Below are 18,634 nucleotides of genomic sequence, written 5' to 3'. Positions count from 1 at the left end.
TGTGGGAGCGAGCCTGCTCGCGATGGCGGAGTGTCAGACACATGAATGTTGGATGTGCTGGCCTCTTCGCGAGCAGGCTCGCTCCCACAGGGGGTGATGAGGCAGACACAGATCTGAAGGGGAGTGTGGGTATGAACAGGACCATCAAAATCGCCAGCGGCGCGTTGATTGTCGGCGTGGCGCTGATCTGCCTCGGAGTATGGCGTATGTCACCTGCGGCCTTGCTCAGCGACGTTGCGTTGCCCGATCCCCGCAGCGGACAGTCGCTGGAGCGTGACGGCGTGTCGGTGGCGCTCGACGTCAAGCCGCTGGCCGCGGACGGCGTATTGCGCGAAGGGCAGTTCGCCGACGTGCAGTTCCGCATTACCGATAAGGCTTCCGGCCAACCCTTGGCGGGCGTTGCGCCGGGCGCCTGGCTGGACCCGCAAACCCTTGCCGCCGACCAGGCCCAGGGCCGCGAACAGAGTTGCAAGGCGCGGGTCGGGGTGTTCCTCAAGTCGAGCATCGGCGCGCGGCCCTTGCTCGATCTCAACAGCTACTTCCTCATGGTGATGAACCGCGATGCCAGCGTCTCGGTGGTCGATCCGTCGGTGTCGGTGGGTGGCATTACCAGCACCCTGGCGCGGATCGACATCAAGCAACCGCCGATGGACTGGGTCACCCCCAGGGACAACAAGCGGGTGTTCGTGTCGATGCCGACGGCGGGTGAAGTCGCGGTGATCGACAGCGAGCAATTCAAATTGGTGGATTCGGTGGCGGCCGGCACAAACCCGGTACGTGTCGCGCTGCAACCGGACGAACGCCTGCTGTGGGTCGGCAACAACGCACAGACAGCGCAGCGGTCCGGGGTCACGGTGATCGACACCCACAGCCTGAAAACCCTCAAGCACCTGGCGACCGGGGGCGGCCATCACGAAATTGCCTTCAGCAAGGACAGCCGTTTCGCCTTCGTCACCAATCGCGACGACGGCACCCTGAGCATCATCGATATCGCCAGCCTGACCATCATCAAACAACTCAAGACCGGCTCGCACCCGTTGTCGGTGGTGTACTCGCCACTGTCCGGCGCGGCCTATGTGGCCGACGGCAAGGACGGCACGGTTACGGTGGTGGACGCGGCGAGCCAGTCGGTGCGGCGGGTGATCAAGGCCAGGCAGGGCCTCGGCCCGATGGGGTTCAGCGCCGACGGGCGTTTCGGCATCGTGCTCAATACCCTGGAGAACCAGGCGGCGGTCATCGACGCCGCCACCGACTCGTTGATCCATGAACTGGACGTGTCCGCCGAGCCCTATCAGGTGGTGTTCACCAAGGCCTACGCCTATATCCGCGGACTGGCGTCGCCCAAGGTGACGATGATCAACCTGGCGTCACTCGGCGAAGGCCGCACCCCCATCAGCCAAGGCTTCGAAGCCGGGCCCCAGGCGCCGCGACTGGCCGGGGACCTGCCATTGGCCGCGAGCCTGGCGGTGTCGCGGGACGACAACGCGGTGTTCGTGGTCAACCCGGTGGACAACACCACCTACTTCTACGCCGAAGGCATGAACGCCCCGATGTCCGGTTACCCCAATCGAGGGCAAGTGGCGCGGGCGGCGCTGGTGATCGACCGCAGCCTGCGCGAAGTCGAGCCGGGGTTGTACAGCGCGCGGATCAAGCTGCCGCCGGCCGGGCGCTTCGACGTGGCGTTCCTGCTCAATCAGCCGAATATCATTCATTGCTTCACCACCGTGGTCGAGGCCGACAAGGACCTCGAGCCTCATGCTGGCGTGCCGAGCGTGGAGTTCATGCTCGACACTTCCACCGCCACGTTGGGCAACCCCTATGTCGTGCGTTTTCGCATCGTCCAGGGCAAGCAGAAAACCGAGCGCAGTGGGCTGAAGGATGTTCAGGTGCGTTACTTCCTGGCCCCGACTTCACGGCCTCGGGAGGTCGCGGCCCTGGAAGTCGGCAACGGGGTGTATGAAGCCCCGGTCAACCTCAATCGACAAGGCGCCTGGTACCTGCACGTGCGGGCGGCGTCACTGGGGGCGAATTTCGGCGACCAGACCTTTGCCAGTGTTCGGGTGACCCCCGGCGAAACTCATTGAAGAGGACATCGACATGAACCGATTTGCACACCGTGGCCTGCTGACCTTCTGCCTGTTGGCTGTCGGCATCGGCCAGGCGCTGGCCCACTCGGCGGATGAACATGCCGGTCACGACATGCAGGCCAAGAGCGCCACCCCCGAGAGCACCCAAGTCAAATTCGCCGACGTGGCGCTGGTGGACCAGAACGGCAAAACCGTCCGCCTGGAAAAAGACCTGGTCAGCAACAAGATCGTGGTCATGAGCTTCATCTACACCAGCTGCACCACGGTCTGCCCGGTGGTGTCTTCGATCATGGGCAAGGTGCAGAAACAGCTCGGCGCACGGGTCGGTACCGAGGTGCAACTGGTGTCGATCAGCATCGACCCGCAGCGCGATGACGCCAAGCGCCTGAACGACTATGCCCGGACTTTCCAGAACGGCCCGGGCTGGAGCTGGCTGACCGGCACCACGCAGTCGGTCAACGAAACCCTCAAGGGCCTGGGCACCTTCAGCGGCGACTTCAAGAACCATGCGCCGCTGATTCTGGTCGGCGATGGCAACAGCCGTCACTGGACGCGTTATTACGGTTTCACCGACCCGGCGGTGCTGAGTCGTGAAGTCGAGAAACTCAGCGGCCAGCGCAATGCCCACGCCAAGCACACGGCCGTTGCCATGGAGAATCAGCCATGAGAACCCTCGAGCGCATAGCCCTGAGTGCCTGCCTTTGCCTGTTCAGTGCGCTGGCCTTCGCCCACGAAGGCCATCAAGAACCGGCACCGGCATCTGCTGCAACCACGGCACACCCGGCGGGCGGCACCCGCGACGCAAAAACCTGGTTCACCGACACCCCGTTGCAGGACCAGAACGGCAACACCCTGCGCTTCTACAGCGACGCGCTGCAGAACCGGGTGGTGCTGCTCAACGTGATTTTCACCAGCTGCACCGACGCCTGCCCGCTGATCACCCAGAAGCTCAAGGAAGTACGCGAAGTGCTGGGCGACAAGGCGGACGGCATCACCTTTATTTCCCTTACCAGTGATCCGCTGCGGGACACCCCGGCGGTACTCAAGGCTTACACCTTGAAGCAGGGCGTCGATGGCCCCCACTGGCTTTTCCTTACCGGCGACAAGGCGCAGATGGACCTTGTCCTGGGGCGCATCGGCCAGATCGTGCCGACCCCCGAGCAGCACTCCACGCAGTTGATCGTCGGCGACGTGGCCAATAAGCGCTGGAGCAAAATCCGGCCCGATGCACCCGCCGCCGCCATTGCCCAGCGCTTGCAGTTGCTGACAATGCCTGTGGTCGGTCGCTGAGTCCGGGCCATGAAAAAAGCCCTCTTCCTCGGCCTGCTCATGGTGTCTGGCATCAGCCTGAGCGCCCAGGCGATGACGCTGACCCCCAGCGAAAGCGCCGGTAAACGGCTGTACCGGGAGGGCGTTTCGGCCCGTGGCGAGCCGATCATGGCCCGGGTCGGAGCGGCTGGCATGTTGCTGCCGGCCACCAGCCTGCCGTGTGTCAATTGCCATGGCCGCGATGGCATCGGCCGTCCCGAAGGCGGCGTGCGGCCGCCGGATCTGACCTGGACGCGGCTCTCCAGCACCTATGGCCAGCAGCAAATCAACGGGCGCAGTTACCCGGCCTACACCGAGGGCACGCTGGCCAGGGCGATTCAGGAGGGGCGCGATCCCGGCAACAATCGACTCGACCCGGCGATGCCCAGGTTCGTGTTGTCGATGAAGGATCAGCACAACCTCACGGCGTACCTCAAGCGCCTGGCCGATGACCGTGATCCGGGCCTCGACGCTGACAGTCTGCACCTGGGCACCTTGTTACCGGGCACGGGCGCGCTGAGCGAGGAGGGCGCCACGGTGGCGGCGGTGCTCAACGGTTGCGTGGCGCGCATCAATGAGGCGGGCGGGATTCATGGTCGGCAGTTGCGCCTGACCATCCTCGATCCCGGCCCCGACCGCGCCAGCGCCGTGCGCGCGCTGGACCAGTTGATCGACAAGGAGCAGGTGTTCGCGCTGATCGCACCGCTGGCGCCAGCGCTGGAAGCGGACATGGCAGCACGCCTGGAGCAGGCCGGTGTGCCCCTGATCGGGCCGCTGTCGTTGCAAGGCACGACCCAGGCCAGTCGAGAGATCTTCGAGCCGCTGCCGGGGCTGCGCGAACAAATGATTGCACTGGCCAATTACGCCACCGCCACCTTGCGGGTGCTGCAGGGGCCGACGTTGATCGCCTACCCGGACGAGCCCGGTCAACGGCTGGCCGCAGAGAAACTCGCCCAGTACCTGCAAGACAACGCCTGGGAGAAAGTGCGCCTGCAAGCCTATGGAGCGACGCAGGATGAGTTGCCGTTGGGTTCGCGTTCGGTGTTTTACATGGGCAGCAGCGGCGGTTTCAGTCTCCTCGCCGAGCGCTTGCAGACGGCGGGCCAGGTGCCTTACCTGTTCGCCGCTTCGAATCAGGTGGCGGGTGATTTGCTGCAAGTGCCCAGCGGCTTTTCCCGTCGGGTATTCCTGGCCTATCCGTTCGTGCCCAGCGACTGGACGCGGGCCGGGCGCCTGGCGCTGACCCAGGTGCGCGAGCGACAGAAACTGGGCGGCGAGCATGCGGTTCTGCAAGTCGGTGCGTTCAGCTCGATGATGCTCTTGAGCGAAGGCATGAAGCAGGCCGGGCGTGACGCCAGCCGCGAAAAACTGATCGAGGCCCTGGAAGGCCTGCATGACTTCGATACCGGGCTGACCCCGCTGATCAGTTTCGGGCCGGGTCGGCGCCAGGGCCTCAGTGGCGCGCACATCGTCACCGTGGACTTGCCTGACCAGCGTTTTTTCCTGGTTGCCCCTTACAAACCGATTGCCGCGATGCCTTGACCGGAGGCCCTAGATGAAACTCAACACTTTGCTGGTTCTGTGGGCGCTGTGGGTGCCAGCGGCATACTGCAGCAACGGTCCGGCCGTGGCGCGGGTCAATGGCGAGGAAATTTCCCAACTGCGACTGGAGCGTTATTTCGCCGAGTACCTGGAGGATCAGGGGCGCTCGGTGGGCAATATTCGCAATCCCAAGGCTTACAAGCAGCTGCGCAAGGCGGCGCTGGATGCCTTGATTGACAAGGAACTGCTCTGGCAGGAGGCGCTCAAGCGCGGGGTGGTGATCAGCGATGCCACGGTGCAAAGCCAGGTCGAGAAGACCCGCCAGGCCTTCGGTGGTGCCGAGGTGTTCGCCCGGCGCCTGGAAGACGCCGGTTTCGATGAGGCCAGCTATGCCGAATACACCCGCCGTGAACTGGCGGCTCAGCAAGTGTTCGCCGACCTGACCCAAGTCGGCGAGCCGGATGAAAAACAGGTACGGGCATTTTTCGAGGAGCACCGCGCCGAGATGAACCGGCCCGAGGAAGTTCAGGTCAGGCATATCCTGATCAAGGTGCCTCAGGGAGCGGATGCTTCCACTGTTGAAGCCGCAAGACTACGCTTGGAAGGTATGCGTACCCGAATCACGCAAGGTGCCGATTTTTCCAGTGTCGCCAGGGAGGGGTCTGAAGACGCCTCGGCCAGCGAGGGCGGCGAACTGGGCTACTTTCCCCGGGGGCGAATGCTGCCGGAGTTCGAAGCGACAGCCTTTGCCCTGGCGCCGGGAGCCGTCAGCGACCCGGTGCGCACGGCAGTGGGTTGGCATTTGATCTATCTGGAGAACCGAGTGGAGGCCGCCGATGTCACAGAGGAGCAAGGACTTGACATGGTCCGGGCGTACCTTGCCCGGCAGAAACAGGTTCAGGCTCGTCTACAGGCACTGGCGCAGCTGCGATCCAGTCATCGGATCGAACGGGTTGACGATGATTGAGCTTTTCCCCAAAAGTGGGGAAACGATTCAATGCAAATCCGTTCGGGTTCCCCCGTTTTTGGGGGGAACGGTAAGTGGACGAAAAGGCATTGTTTTTAAATTCAAGGACATGAAGCGATAAAACGACCGGCGCCCGGCCTGGCATGAAGTGTGCGTTAGACCTGTTGAAGGCGCGCACTCCACCAGGTTCGGTAATCGGCCCTGCGGTTTCAAGGAGTCCACCTTGTTAAACAAAGTACTGGTTGTTGAAGACGAACAGCTGCTTGCGGAAAACCTCCAGGGCTACCTGCAGGCACAAGCGCTGGAAGTCCGGATAGCACACAACGGTGAAGCGGCGATTGGCGAAGCCGAACGCTTTTCACCCGATGTGATGGTGTTCGATTACCGCTTGCCCGATATGGAAGGTTTTGAGGTGCTCGATGCCGTCCGCCAGAACAGGAAGTGTCATTTTGTGCTGATCACAGGCCACCCCACCGCAGAAGTTTGCGAGCGGGCCCGGCAACTGGGCGTCAGCCACATCCTGTTCAAACCCTTTCCTTTGGCGGAATTGGCCCGTGCAGTCTGTGATCTTCTGGGGATGAAGCGCGAACCCAAAGCAGGTGTGAAGGATTCCGAAGGATTCGTCGAACGACGCCAGAGCAGGACCGAAAGTTTCCCGCTGCAGTTGTACGACGGTAGCTGGGTGCTTGCCGATCGCCGACGAAGTTCATCGGCCTCCATGGCGCCAGACGACGAACAATTGCTCACCGGGGAGTAGTGGCGCGACAAGACGTTCCGGCCCCCGCCGAACCAGCTCGCCGCGCCGACAGGGCTCAAAGCCCCGGGCGTTGGAGAGCAAGCCATGGACCGTCTATCCCTTGTTGTCGAGCCGTCGCCGTCGGAGTGTTTACCCAGCCGTTTTTCCAGTGAGCAATTAGCCCAGGCACGAGCGCTGGCCGCCAGTTCCGGTGAACGGATGCTGGATGCCCTCGGGGAGCTTTGCGAACTGGCCCCCATGCCCTTCATCCAGTGCCTCGGCGCGACCCTGCATTACCCGGTGCTCGATACCGACAGCCTGTTTCAAGCCACCCCGGTATTCGACCGGGTCACCCTGGCCCAATGCCTCAAGCGTGAATTCACCCTGCTGCGTCACGACGATGCGGTCATCGGTGTGTTTGCGGACCCCTTCGACACCGCCCGTCTGGCCTGGATCGACGATTGCCTGCACGGCGCGCCGCTGTACCTTGTGCACGCCGACGACCTGAAAGCCTACTTGGCACGCCACGAAGAGAGCTTCCACGCCGTGGAGTCACTCAACGCCCAGAGCGACGCCGGCAGCGAGATCGATAACCTGCAAAGCCTGTCCCTGACCAGCATCAGCGAAGATTCGAGTGTCGTCGTCAAACTGGTCAACTCGACCCTGTACGACGCGCTGAAAATGCACGCCAGCGACATCCACCTGGGCACCACCGGCAGCGGCCTGGTGATCAAGTACCGGATCGATGGCGTGCTGAACAACATCAGCAAGATCCAGGGCAACGAGTTCGCCGAACAGGTGATTTCCCGGGTCAAGGTCATGGCCGAACTGGACATCGGCGAAAAGCGCGTGCCTCAGGACGGTCGCTTCAAGATCGGCATCAGCGGCCGGCAGATCGACTTCCGGGTGTCGATCATGCCGAGCATTTTCGGCGAGGACGCGGTGCTGCGGGTGCTCGACAAACAGGACCTGGCGGACAAGGTCTGCGGTGTGCAGTTGCAAGCCCTGGGCTTTGAAGACGAAACCCTGCGCCAACTGCGCCGGCTGGCGGCCGAACCCTACGGCATGGTGCTGGTCACCGGCCCCACCGGTAGCGGCAAGACCACCACGCTGTACGCGATGATCACCGAGATCAACCACGGCGTGGACAAGATCATCACCATTGAAGACCCGGTGGAATATCAACTGCCGGGCGTGCTGCAAATCCCGGTCAACGAGAAAAAAGGCCTGACCTTCGCCCGGGGCCTGCGCTCGATCCTGCGCCACGATCCGGACAAGATCATGGTCGGGGAAATCCGCGACCCTGATACCGCGCAGATCGCCGTGCAATCGGCACTCACCGGGCACCTGGTGTTCACCACCATTCACGCCAACAACGTGTTCGACGTGATCGGTCGCTTCACTCAGATGGAAATCGACCCCTACAGCCTGGTCAGCGCCCTCAACGCAGTACTGGCCCAGCGACTGATTCGCCTGGTCTGCAGCAGCTGCAGCACGACGTACACCCCGACTGAAGAGGAACTGCAAACCTCGGGGCTCGATCCGCACCAGGTCGCTCACTACCACTTCGTGCATGGCAAGGGCTGCGGCCATTGCCGTGGCACCGGCTACCGCGGCCGCAGCGCGATTGCCGAGCTGCTGCACCTGGACGACGAACTGCGGCAAATGATCGTCGAGCGCCAACCCATTTCGAAAATCAAGGCCCACGCCTGCAAACGTGGCTTGCGCCTGCTGCGCGAGTCGGCGCTGGAACTGGTGCAACACGGCCGGACCACTCTCGAGGAGATCAATCGTGTCACTTTTATCTCGTGAGCGTTATGTCGCCGTCCTCGGCGCCAGTGGTGTCGGCCTGGGTCGGCGTCAGGGCAGCGAAACCCTGTGGCTGGGCAGCGTCGGCTTCATCGATGAAGGTTTCCATGCCTGGGCCGTGGCCCTGGAAACCCTCGACCGGCTGCTGGGCGAGCATGCCCGCGCCGGTGCGGAGTTGACGGTGGTGGTCTCCGGGCATTTCAGCCGTTTCTGCCTGGTGCCCTGGAGCGATCAGATCAGCAGCCCCGAAGAACTGCGCGGGTTTGCCCAACTGTGCTTCGAAGACCTCTACGGCGTACCGAGCCAACCCTGGAGCCTGGTGCTCTCGGCCGAACCGGCCGGCTACGACCGCGTCGCCAGTGCGCTGCCGCAGGACTTGCTCGAACGCCTGCGCACGCTGGTAAGCGGTCGCGGCCTGAAACTGCGTTCAGTGCAGCCGTACCTGATGGCTGCGTTCAATCATTTCGACAAGAGCTTCGACGGCGCAGACTTCCTGTTCGTGGTCGCCGAACCAGTGCGCAGTGTGTTGCTGCTGGCGCGCGAAGGGCGCTGGGCGGCGGTGCGTTCGGTGGGCAGCAGTGACAGCGATGCTGCGTTGACCGCCCTGATCGGTCGCGAAAGCCAGTTGCAGGCCTCCACCAGTGAACGGCCGCTGAGCGTGTACCTGCATGCGCCGGCCCGCATCGACTCGCACCCCGACGTTCCCGGTGTGCACCTGCGCACCCTCGAAGAAGACCGGACATCCGTACACGATTGCCTGTACGTCATGTCCCGGGCGGTGGCCTGACATGCGCGCCCTGATGCTCGACTTTCAACCGCGTCGCCGCGCCAGCCCCCTGGGCTGGAGCCTGCTGGCCGGTGGTGTGGTGCTGGTGCTGACCTGCGTCGTGGTCCAGCAACACCTCAGCGCGGAGGCCGAACAACAGCAAGGTCACCTGCAAACCGCCCAGCGCGTGCTCACCGGCGACACGGGCAGCAAGGCCAGCCTGACCCCGGCGGAAACCCGGGAACAGGCACAGAACCTGGCCGAAATGCGCAAGGTGTCCCAGCAATTGCGCCGCCCCTGGGAGCAGTTGTTCGCCACGCTCGAAGCCATGCCCCGCGACAACATTGCCTTGCTGACCCTGACCCCGGATGCCCGCAAAGGCCAGCTGCGGATCAGCGCCGAGGCGCGGGATCTGGACGCCATGCTCGACTTCCACCGCCGCCTCGAAGCCAGCGACGAGCTGTCCGATGTGTCGCTGCTCAGCCACGAAATCGTCGCCAGCGTGCCGGAGCACCCGGTGCAATTCAACTTGTCGGCTACCTGGGAGATTGGCGATGCAAATCCCTAGATTGATCGTCCACGAGTACCTGCAAAGCCTGGGCGTGCCCGGTCTGGCGGGGCTGGCGATGCTGGTGCTGGCGCTCACCTATGGCCTGGCCGGTTTGCTGCCCGACTGGCAGTCCGTGCAACAGCTCAGTCAGCAGACCCGCGAAGCCCGCGAATACCTGGCCAAAGTCGAAGAAGGCACCGTGGCCGCGCCGGTGGTGCCGCAACGGCAACTGGATGATTTCCGCAGCAAGTTGCCGACCCAGCCCCAGGCCACCGTGGCCATCGACAAGATCTATGCGCTGGCCGCCCAGGAACGCATCACCCTGGCTCGTGGTGAGTATTCCCTGGGCATCGATCCGAAAACCCACCTGGCGCGCTACCAGATCCTGCTGCCGGTGCGGGGCAGCTACCCGCAACTGCGGCGCTTCCTGCACGCCTTGCTCGGCCAGTTGCCGGCGGTGGTGCTGGAGGACGTGGAGTTGCAGCGCAAGAAGATCGCCGACACCGACCTGACCGGGCGGATCCGCATGACCCTTTACCTGTCGAGGTCATGATGAACAGCAAACGCGCAATGGGCTGGGTAGCGTTCTTCGGTGTGGCGGCGGCGCTGGCCTGGTTGCCCGACTACTTGAAACAGGCCGGCGACGGCGAGGCCGATGTCGCGGCAGTGGCCACGCCCGCCAAAGGCAAAACCCGTGGCGAGCTGGCGGCCGCGTCAGCCTCGGGCGCGCCGGCGGCGATCAAGGACCTGAGCCCGGCCGGCGACCTGTTCGCCCCCCGCAGCTGGAAGGTTGCGCCGACCCTGGCCAGCGTCACCGAACAAGCCGTCAACGTCGCACCGGTGGTGCAGGTCCCCACTGCACCGCCGATGCCTTTCCAGTTCATTGGCCGCATGGATGACCGTACCGATCTGCAGGTGTTTTTGCAGAGCGGCGAGAAAATCTACGTCGTGCGCAAAGGGGATGTGATCGACGCAACAGGGAAGATCGAGGGGATTTCCGACATGGAACTGAGCCTGGTCTATCTGCCTCTGCATTTGTCCCAGACTCTGTCTGTGGGGAGCGCGCAATGAACACATTCCGATTGCTGATGAGCTTGGGTTTCTGTGCGGGGCTGGCCGCGTGCAGCTCGGCGCAACTGGCCAGGGACGAGGGGAGCGACCTGATGGCGTCGGGTCAGTACGAAGCCGGCCTGGCGCGGATCCAGGAAGGCCTGCGCGAAAATCCCCGCGATACCGAATTGCACCTGGCGCTGACCAGCGGGCGGGCCCGTGCGGTGACAGCGCTGCTGAGCCAGGCCGACATGAGCCGCACCCAGCGCGACTTCGCCTCGGCCCGCCTGACCTACGGCCGGGTGTTGTCCATCGAGCCGAACAACCGCCGGGCCCAGGACGCCATACGCCAGCTCGATCACCTGCGCAGCCTCGATGAAAAACTCGAGCTGGCCCGTGGGGATCTGCGTCGCGGCGACATCTACGCCGCCGACCGTCAGGTCAAACAGATCCTCGAACTGGACCCGAACAATGAGGGCGCCCTGGAACTGCAAAGCAATGTGCGCCTGGTGCAGAGCCGCAATGTGATTCCCTATCCGCAACTGCGCACGCGCCTGGACAAGCCCGTCACCCTGGAGTTTCGCGACGCCAACCTCAAGACCATCTTCGAGGTGCTGTCCCAGGTCGCCGGTCTGAATTTCATTTTCGACAAAGACCTGCGCCCGGACATGAAAGCCACCATCTTCGTGCGTGACGTGCGCATCGAAGACGCGGTGGAACTGCTGCTGCAACAGAACCAGTTGCATCAGAAAGTGGTGAACGAAAACACCCTGCTGATCTACCCGGATTCGCCGCAGAAGCTCAAGGATTATCAGGAGCTGGTGATGCGCACCTTTTACCTGACCAGTATCGATGCCAACACGGCCTTGAACATGGTCAAGACCATGCTCAAGACCCGCGACGTGTTCGTCGATGAACGGCTCAACACCCTGACCATGCGCGACACCGGCGATGCCATCCGCATGACGGAAAAACTCCTGCAATCCCAAGACCAGTCCAACCCTGAAGTGGTGCTGGAAGTGGAAGTCATGGAAGTCGCCACCCAGCGCATTCTCGACCTCGGCCTGCAATGGCCGAACACCTTCGGCGTGGTCAATAGCGACGGTTCGGCGGTCACGCTGCTCGATCAGCTCAAGGGCATCGATTCCAGCCGGATCAGCATCTCGCCGTCGCCGCAGGCCAAGATCAACGCCCAGGACAACGACATCAATACCCTGGCGAGCCCGGTGATCCGCGTCAGCAACCGTGAACAGGCGCGCATCCACATCGGTCAGCGCGTACCGATCATCAGCGCCACTTCGGTGCCGTCGACCCAGGGCCCGGTGATCACCGAAAGCGTGACGTACCTGGATGTCGGTCTGAAACTGGAAGTGCAGCCTACCGTGCACCTGAACAACGAAGTGGCGATCAAAATCGCCCTGGAAGTCAGTAACGCCACGCCGCTGGAGCCGACCCGCCAGGGCACGATTCCGGTGCAGGTCGATACCCGCAACGCCCAGACCACCCTGCGCCTGCATGATGGTGAAACCCAGATCCTCGCCGGCCTGATGCGCAACGACCATGGCGCCACCGGCAACAAAATCCCGGGGCTTGGCGATATCCCGGGTCTGGGTCGCCTGTTCGGCAGTAACAAGGACACCGTCGGCAAATCCGAACTGGTGCTGTCGATCACCCCACGGGTGGTGCGCAACCTGCCGTACCAGAGCCCGTCGGACATGGAATTCACCACCGGCACCGAAACCAGCATGCACATCCAGGCGCCGAATCGTGAGCTGGAATCGTCAGTCCAGCCTCAGCGCCTCGATCGGCCGGTGGCCTCCACCAACGTTGAAGTCAGCGTCGGGAAGCCTTGATCATGAACGCCTCGCAACGCGGTTTTACCCTGATCGAAGTCGTGGTGACGCTCGCCCTGGTCGGCCTCCTGGCCGGCCTGGCTGCGCCGCTGACCGAGACCGTGGTGCGCCGGGGCAAGGAGCAGGAACTGCGCACCGCGCTGTACCAGATCCGCGATGCGATCGACGCCTACAAACGGGCTTTCGACGCCGGTTACATCGAAAAATCCCTCGACAGCAGCGGCTACCCGCCGAACTTGAAAGTGCTGGTGGAGGGTGTGCGGGATGTGCGCAGCGCCAAGGGGGCCAAGTTCTATTTCCTGCGGCGCGTGCCCCACGATCCGTTGGCTCCGGCCAAGCGTGACGACGACGGTGGCTGGGGGTTGCGCGCCTATGACAGCACGGCTCAAAACCCACGGGAGGGCGCGGACGTCTTTGACGTTTACTCCAGGGCCCGGGGCAAGGGTCTCAATGGCATCGCCTACCGGGAGTGGTGAATCTATGCGCCGGGAAAAGGGTTTCACCCTGCTCGAATTGATGGTGGTCATGGCAATCATCGCGACCCTGATGACCATCGCCTTGCCGCGTTATTTCAACAGCCTCGAAGCCTCGAAAGAGACCACCTTGCGCCAAAGCCTGTCGGCCATGCGTGAAGCCCTCGATCACTACTATGGCGATACCGGGCGTTATCCCGATTCCATCGAGCAAATGGTCGAGCAGCGCTACTTGCGCAACCAGCCAATGGACCCGATCGCCGAACGCAAGGACGCTTGGGTCCTGGTGGCGCCGCCGGATGGCGTTCAGGGCGGGGTGGCTGATATCAAGAGCGGAGCCACCGGGAGGGCGCGTGATGGCAGCCTCTATTCCGAGTGGTAAGCCTGCTGCGCAGGGCGGTTTCACCTACCTGGGTGTGCTGCTGCTGATCATGGTGATGGGCATGGGCCTGGCCAGCGCCGGCGAGTTGTGGGCCACCGCCTCGCGCCGCGATCGCGAACGCCAGTTGCTGTGGGTCGGCACCCAGTACGCCCAGGCACTGCGCAGCTATTACCGCAGTTCGCCAGGCCTGGCCCAGTACCCGAAAGAACTCGCCGACCTGCTGCAGGACGAGCGGTTTCCCAACGCCAAACATCATCTGCGCCAGCTTTATCCGGACCCGATTGGCGGTGGCGACTGGTTCCTGATGCGCGGCTTCGACGGCCGTATCACCGGTATCGCCAGTTCTTCCACGGACAAACCGCTCAAACAGGCGGACTTTCCCAGCCAGTGGTCGGACTTCAACGGCATGGCCAGCTACAAGGACTGGCAGTTCGTGGCCGAGAAGGCCTTTCTCGATGGTGCGTCCGGCCCGGCCAAGGGCCAGAGCAAAACCCCTCAGGCGTTGCAGCCATGAAGCGTTTCTGCCTGGCCTTGATCCTGGTGCTGAGCAGCTGTGTCGCCTCGGCCGGCGAAGAGGACGAAATGCTCGGCTTCATCATCGACGACACGATCTCGCACATCGGCCACGAGTTTTACTACGCGTTCAGTGAACGCCTGCGCGCCACCAGCCCGATGGATTTCAACCTGGTGGTACGCGAACGGCCATCGGCTCGCTGGGGCAGCCTGGTGACCGTGGAATATCAACAGCGTCTGGTTTATCGGCGCTTCCTGCCGCCGAACACCGTGGAGCTCAAGGACGAGGCCTATGACGCCGCCGACTGGGTACGCGGGCAGGTTGTCCAGCGCAAGCTGGAAGCCTTGTTGCAGGACACCACGGACCTTGAGAGGGACGAACTATGAAAACGAAAACGGTCTCGCGGCACCTGGGGCTCTGGTTGCTCGGGCTGGGAAGTTGTGGGCTGGTTCAGGCCACCGAACTGGTCTACACGCCGATCAACCCGTCGTTTGGCGGCAACCCGTTGAATGGCACCTGGCTGCTCAACAACGCGCAGGCGCAAAACGACTACGACGACCCGGACTTGAAGGATCGCACCACCGTGGCCGGGACATCGGCCCTGGAGCGGTTCAGCAGTCAATTGCAATCGAGGTTGCTGGGGCAACTGCTGGACAACATCTCTGCCGGCAATACGGGAAGCCTGTCCACCGATGCCTTCATCGTCAATGTCGTCGACGACTCAGGGCAGCTGACGATTGAAGTGACGGACCGCGCGACGGGCGAACTGTCGGAAATCAAGGTCAATGGCCTGGCCCCTTGATGGGGATTTGGGACGACGGGGAGTAACGGACATGAAAAAAATAATTGTGCTGGGGATGCTGTTGGCGGCGCTTCAAGGCTGCGGTCTGCGCGAGCCGATCGGCGCCGAGCAGGACACCGAAACCCCGACCCTGACCCCCAGGGCCTCGACCTACTACGATCTGTTGAACATGCCACGGCCCAAGGGCCGCTTGATGGCGGTCGTCTATGGTTTCCGCGATCAGACCGGGCAGTACAAACCGACGCCCGCCAGTTCCTTCTCCACCAGCGTGACCCAGGGCGCGGCGAGCATGCTGATGGACGCCCTGCAGGCCAGCGGCTGGTTCGTGGTGCTGGAGCGTGAAGGGCTGCAGAACCTGCTGACCGAGCGCAAGATCATCCGGGCCTCGCAAAAGAAACCCAATACCCCGGTGAACATCCAGGGTGAACTGCCGCCGCTGCAAGCGGCGAACATGATGCTCGAGGGCGGCATCATCGCCTATGACACCAACGTGAAGAGTGGCGGGGAAGGGGCGCGCTACCTGGGCATCGACATTTCCCGGGAGTATCGCGTGGATCAGGTCACGGTCAACCTGCGGGCGGTGGACGTGCGCAGCGGTCAGGTGCTGGCCAACGTGATGACCAGCAAGACCATCTACTCCGTGGGCCGCAGTGCCGGGGTGTTCAAGTTCATCGAATTCAAGAAATTGCTTGAGGCTGAAGTCGGTTACACCACCAACGAACCGGCGCAGTTGTGTGTGTTGTCGGCGATCGAGGCGGCGGTGGGGCATTTGTTGGCCCAGGGCATCGAGCGGCGTTTGTGGCAGGTGGCCGGGGATAATTCGCCGGACAATAATGCGACGCTGGATCGTTACTTGACTCAGAACAAGGTGGATCCTGAGGGGCAGGGGGAGTGAGGGTGGGTGGTCTTTGGGCCGCTCATGTTTCTTGTTCCCCTGTAGGTGCTGGCTTGTCGGGGCGCCGCATCGCAGCGAAGGCGGCCTGACAGCCGACCTGTGTGTTGTTGACCGCGTACATATCCGTTGCTGCGGTAACGGCGGCTTAGGGTTTCGCCCTTACGGCGAGTCCCTTTTGTCAAACGCCACAAAAGGAACCAAAAGGTCTCGCCCCGAGCGTCCGGCCCCTCGCTAGGGCTCGGCGTTCCTTCGCTGCGGTATCCATCCGGGGACACTGCCCTCCGGTTGGCTTCGCTTCAACCTACATGCAGCGTGTTCGACTGCGTCGAACGGCGCTGCGCGCCACTCCCCGGATGAACACCTCCACTCAGCCTCCCGAAGGGGCGGGTGGATCAAGATCAAAAGCTGCAGGCGAGCTAACGCTCGGCCTGATGAGTGGTGAGGAGCAGGAGGGTGTACGCGGTCGTGTTTTTCTGTGGGAGCTGGCTTGTCGGGGCGCCGCATCGCAGCGATGGCGGCCTTATAGCCGACCAATCACCCGCAGTTGTACCCAATCCTCTGTGGGAGCTGGCTTGCCAGCGATGGCGGCCTTATAGCCGACCAATCACCCGCAGGTGTAGCCCGATCCACTGTGGGAGCTGGCTTGCCAGCGATGGCGGCCTGACAGCCGACCAATCACCCGCAGGTGCAACCTATCCAATGTAGGAGCGAGCCTGCTCGCGATGAACGTCCGGTCAACGCGGGCATTCAGGCAGCCCGCGTCATCGTGGACGATATCGGCCTGACAGCCGGCCCGTCACCCGCAGGTGCACCGATCCACAGTGGCGAGCTCGCTCGCCATAGATGTTTTGCGCGGCATAAAAAAACCGCGCCCCCACAAAGGGCCGCGGTTTTTCACACCACACAACTACTTCTGCAAAACAGTCGCCGAGTTGGCCGTACCGAACTGCTGCACGTTGGCGGTCTGCGCCACGCCGCTCTGATTGACGCTGGCAATGTTGGCGGTGCCGCCCTGGGTGACGTAGGCGACGTTCATGGTGTCAGCCTGCTTGATGGTGATGACGTTGTCGTCGCCATACAGCTGCGTGGTGAACGCCTGGTTGCCGGTGCCTTCCTGGTTGAACTCGGTGCTGTTGCCGCTGCCGTTGCTGCTGCCCTGGGCCAGGTTGGTGGTGCCGCGCTGGTCGGCGATGAGGATGTTGTCGCTGCCGTTCTGGTCGAAGTACAGCTCGTTGTAGGAATCGGCCTGGGTCACGGTGGTTTTGTTGCCGGAGCCGGTCTGGTAGGTGGTCATGATGTGGCCGGCGCCTTTCTGGGTGAAGTTTGCGACGTTGTTGGTGCCGTTCTGATTGACGGTCGCGCGCTGGTTGCTACCGAACTGACCACCTTTTTCCGGGCCTTTCCAGTTGCTGGCGTAGACCTTGTTGCCGGTACCCACCGACGTGGCGTTGAGCGTATGGTTATCGCCGCTCTGGTAGGTGAAATGCACGTTGCTCGAGCCGGTTTGATAGAGCGCCAGGGTCGAGCCCATGGACTCGAACTGGTCGGCGTAGATCGCGTTGAGGTCGCCGACTTGCACCACCTGGGCCACGTTGTTTTCGCCGAAGCTCTGGTCGATCACGGTTTCGTTGGTCTGCCCGTATTGGGAGACGGTGGCCTTGGCGCCGATCTGGGTGTCTTGCCAGATTTCGGTGCCGTTGGCGTCGCCGGACTGGTTGATGCTCAGGTTGCCGCCGGTGCCGTTGCGCTGGTCGCCATAGGCATAGTTGGTGCTGCCGGCCTGGTTGATGTCGATCTGGCCACCCATGTGGCCGATCTGTTCGGCCGTCGCGTAGTTGGTGGTGCCGTACTGGATGATCACGGCGTTGTTGCCCGTGCCCAGTTGAATCTGTTCGATGTTGGCTTCGTTGCCATCGCCGTACTGGTAGGTCTTGGCGGTCGTGCCTTCCTGGCTGTCCTGGTAGATGAACGAGAAGTTGCCGGTGCCTTCCTGTTGCTGCAGGGCTTCGCCGCCGCCGACACCGATTGACTGGCTGGCATGGCTGATGTTGGAGCTGCCGGCCTGGTTCTGGGTGATGGTGCTGTTGTCCTCGAACAATTGCTCGGCGTAGCCGGCGTTGTAGTCGCCGCTTTGGGTTTGGCTGATGGTCCCGGTGGCCGTGTCTTGCACGGCGGCGGCATCGTTGCCCTGGCCCGTTTGCTGCTGGGTGGCGGTGCTGAGCGGAGCCGCGGTCTGCTTCACATCGGCGATGTTGGCGGTACCGTACTGGGTTTGCGTGGACAGGCTGTCGTCGGCCAAGGCCTGGGCACTGACAATGACCAGGATGGCGGCGGTGAGGGGCGTCAGTTTGAACATGGTGAAACCTCCAAGTGGTGCAGTGCTTTAGCGATATTGTTTGACCGATACGCTCATGCCGTTGCCGGCCTGGGTGACGGCGCTTTGCTGTCCCGAGCCGGCCTGTTCGATGCTGGCGTCGTTGTTGTTGCCGTTCTGGGCGATCTGCGCGCGGTTGTGGCTGCCGCTCTGGATGATCGAAGCGGCGTTGCCAGAACCTTGCTGGGTGATCAAGGCCATCAGGTCGCTGCCTTGTTGCAGGATCCAGGCTTCCTGATTGCTGCCCGACTGCACGATCTGGCCGAGCAGCGACTGACCGTTCTGCTGCAACAGCGCGATGTTGGCCTGGCCGTTCTGGTCGATCAGTGCGTGCTGGCCAGTTAGCGGTGGCAGCTCGCCGAGATCGGCGGCAGGGGCGAGGTCCTCGTTCTCCATCAAGTCGTCGGCGCGCAGGCCTGCGCTGCTGCAAAGCAGAAGCAGGCAGAGCAGGGTGGCGGTCGACGCATTCATGGCGTTGTCCTGTGGGATGAGGCCAGCCCCATCGACTCGGGAGTCGATGGGGCGA

20 protein-coding genes are annotated in these 18,634 nt (G+C 62.9%); 18 read left to right on the top strand and 2 right to left on the bottom strand.

Annotated elements, in window-relative coordinates:
• Positions 1-131: 131 nt before the first annotated feature.
• The 18 genes from GQ39_RS13715 to GQ39_RS13630 all read left to right on the top strand — a co-directional run bounded on the left by GQ39_RS13715 (position 132) and on the right by GQ39_RS13630 (position 15,734).
• A complete protein-coding gene (locus GQ39_RS13715; protein WP_047530704.1) occupies positions 132-2,084 on the top strand; it encodes a YncE family protein in 1,953 nt (650 codons plus the stop codon).
• A gap of 13 nt (positions 2,085-2,097) precedes the next feature.
• Positions 2,098-2,754, top strand: a complete 657-nt coding sequence (locus tag GQ39_RS13710) for an SCO family protein (protein WP_047530701.1) — start codon at positions 2,098-2,100, stop codon at positions 2,752-2,754.
• Positions 2,751-3,377 (top strand): SCO family protein, encoded by a 627-nt coding sequence (locus GQ39_RS13705; RefSeq protein ID WP_047530698.1) that lies wholly within the window; start codon positions 2,751-2,753, stop codon positions 3,375-3,377. Before GQ39_RS13710 ends, GQ39_RS13705 begins: the two co-directional genes overlap by 4 nt.
• 9 nt (positions 3,378-3,386) lie before the next feature.
• Positions 3,387-4,937 (top strand): ABC transporter substrate-binding protein, encoded by a 1,551-nt coding sequence (locus GQ39_RS13700; protein ID WP_047530695.1) that lies wholly within the window; start codon positions 3,387-3,389, stop codon positions 4,935-4,937.
• Positions 4,938-4,950: 13 nt separating this feature from the next.
• Positions 4,951-5,904: a peptidylprolyl isomerase gene (locus GQ39_RS13695; RefSeq protein WP_047530692.1), complete on the top strand. Its 954-nt coding sequence runs from the start codon at positions 4,951-4,953 to the stop codon at positions 5,902-5,904.
• A 223-nt stretch (positions 5,905-6,127) separates the two neighbouring features.
• Positions 6,128-6,661 carry a response regulator gene (locus tag GQ39_RS13690; protein ID WP_047530689.1) on the top strand — a complete coding sequence of 178 codons (534 nt, stop codon included), beginning with the start codon at positions 6,128-6,130 and terminating at the stop codon, positions 6,659-6,661.
• An 84-nt stretch (positions 6,662-6,745) separates the two neighbouring features.
• Positions 6,746-8,452 carry a GspE/PulE family protein gene (locus GQ39_RS13685; RefSeq protein ID WP_047530686.1) on the top strand — a complete coding sequence of 569 codons (1,707 nt, stop codon included), beginning with the start codon at positions 6,746-6,748 and terminating at the stop codon, positions 8,450-8,452.
• A complete protein-coding gene (locus tag GQ39_RS13680; protein ID WP_047530683.1) occupies positions 8,433-9,236 on the top strand; it encodes a hypothetical protein in 804 nt (267 codons plus the stop codon). The genes GQ39_RS13685 and GQ39_RS13680 overlap by 20 nt, the downstream gene beginning before the upstream one ends.
• A 1-nt stretch (position 9,237) precedes the next feature.
• Entirely contained in the window at positions 9,238-9,783 is a 546-nt protein-coding gene (locus GQ39_RS13675; RefSeq protein ID WP_047530681.1) for a PilN domain-containing protein, read from the top strand.
• On the top strand, positions 9,770-10,318 hold the full coding sequence (locus tag GQ39_RS13670) for a GspMb/PilO family protein (protein WP_047530679.1): 549 nt from the start codon (positions 9,770-9,772) through the stop codon (positions 10,316-10,318). Before GQ39_RS13675 ends, GQ39_RS13670 begins: the two co-directional genes overlap by 14 nt.
• Positions 10,318-10,836, top strand: coding sequence for a hypothetical protein (locus GQ39_RS13665; protein WP_047530677.1), 519 nt, complete (start codon positions 10,318-10,320; stop codon positions 10,834-10,836). The genes GQ39_RS13670 and GQ39_RS13665 overlap by 1 nt, the downstream gene beginning before the upstream one ends.
• On the top strand, positions 10,833-12,668 hold the full coding sequence (locus tag GQ39_RS13660) for a secretin N-terminal domain-containing protein (protein ID WP_047530673.1): 1,836 nt from the start codon (positions 10,833-10,835) through the stop codon (positions 12,666-12,668). The genes GQ39_RS13665 and GQ39_RS13660 overlap by 4 nt, the downstream gene beginning before the upstream one ends.
• A gap of 2 nt (positions 12,669-12,670) precedes the next feature.
• On the top strand, positions 12,671-13,144 hold the full coding sequence (locus GQ39_RS13655) for a type II secretion system protein (protein WP_047530670.1): 474 nt from the start codon (positions 12,671-12,673) through the stop codon (positions 13,142-13,144).
• A gap of 4 nt (positions 13,145-13,148) precedes the next feature.
• Positions 13,149-13,523 carry a type II secretion system protein gene (locus GQ39_RS13650; RefSeq protein WP_047530667.1) on the top strand — a complete coding sequence of 125 codons (375 nt, stop codon included), beginning with the start codon at positions 13,149-13,151 and terminating at the stop codon, positions 13,521-13,523.
• A complete protein-coding gene (locus GQ39_RS13645) occupies positions 13,498-14,037 on the top strand; it encodes a type II secretion system protein (RefSeq protein ID WP_047530665.1) in 540 nt (179 codons plus the stop codon). Before GQ39_RS13650 ends, GQ39_RS13645 begins: the two co-directional genes overlap by 26 nt.
• The gene (gene csgE / locus GQ39_RS13640) at positions 14,034-14,423 is read left to right on the top strand and encodes a curli production assembly/transport protein CsgE (protein WP_047530662.1); all 390 of its coding nucleotides are present in this window, start codon (positions 14,034-14,036) and stop codon (positions 14,421-14,423) included. The genes GQ39_RS13645 and csgE overlap by 4 nt, the downstream gene beginning before the upstream one ends.
• Positions 14,420-14,839, top strand: coding sequence for a curli assembly protein CsgF (locus tag GQ39_RS13635; RefSeq protein ID WP_047530660.1), 420 nt, complete (start codon positions 14,420-14,422; stop codon positions 14,837-14,839). Before csgE ends, GQ39_RS13635 begins: the two co-directional genes overlap by 4 nt.
• 31 nt (positions 14,840-14,870) lie before the next feature.
• On the top strand, positions 14,871-15,734 hold the full coding sequence (locus GQ39_RS13630) for a CsgG/HfaB family protein (RefSeq protein WP_047530657.1): 864 nt from the start codon (positions 14,871-14,873) through the stop codon (positions 15,732-15,734).
• Positions 15,735-16,641: 907 nt separating this feature from the next.
• Here the strand turns inward: GQ39_RS13630 and GQ39_RS13625 are convergent.
• Both GQ39_RS13625 and GQ39_RS13620 read right to left on the bottom strand, forming a co-directional pair.
• Complete coding sequence (locus GQ39_RS13625) at positions 16,642-18,090, bottom strand: curlin (RefSeq protein ID WP_047530655.1); 1,449 nt, start codon at positions 18,088-18,090, stop codon at positions 16,642-16,644.
• A gap of 27 nt (positions 18,091-18,117) precedes the next feature.
• On the bottom strand, positions 18,118-18,579 hold the full coding sequence (locus GQ39_RS13620) for a curlin (protein WP_047530652.1): 462 nt from the start codon (positions 18,577-18,579) through the stop codon (positions 18,118-18,120).
• Positions 18,580-18,634: the final 55 nt, after the last annotated feature.

This window comes from Pseudomonas sp. 11/12A, assembly GCF_000800055.1.
Taxonomy (GTDB): Bacteria; Pseudomonadota; Gammaproteobacteria; order Pseudomonadales; family Pseudomonadaceae; genus Aquipseudomonas; species Aquipseudomonas mohnii.
This window is presented reverse-complemented; position numbering and strand designations above follow the sequence as displayed.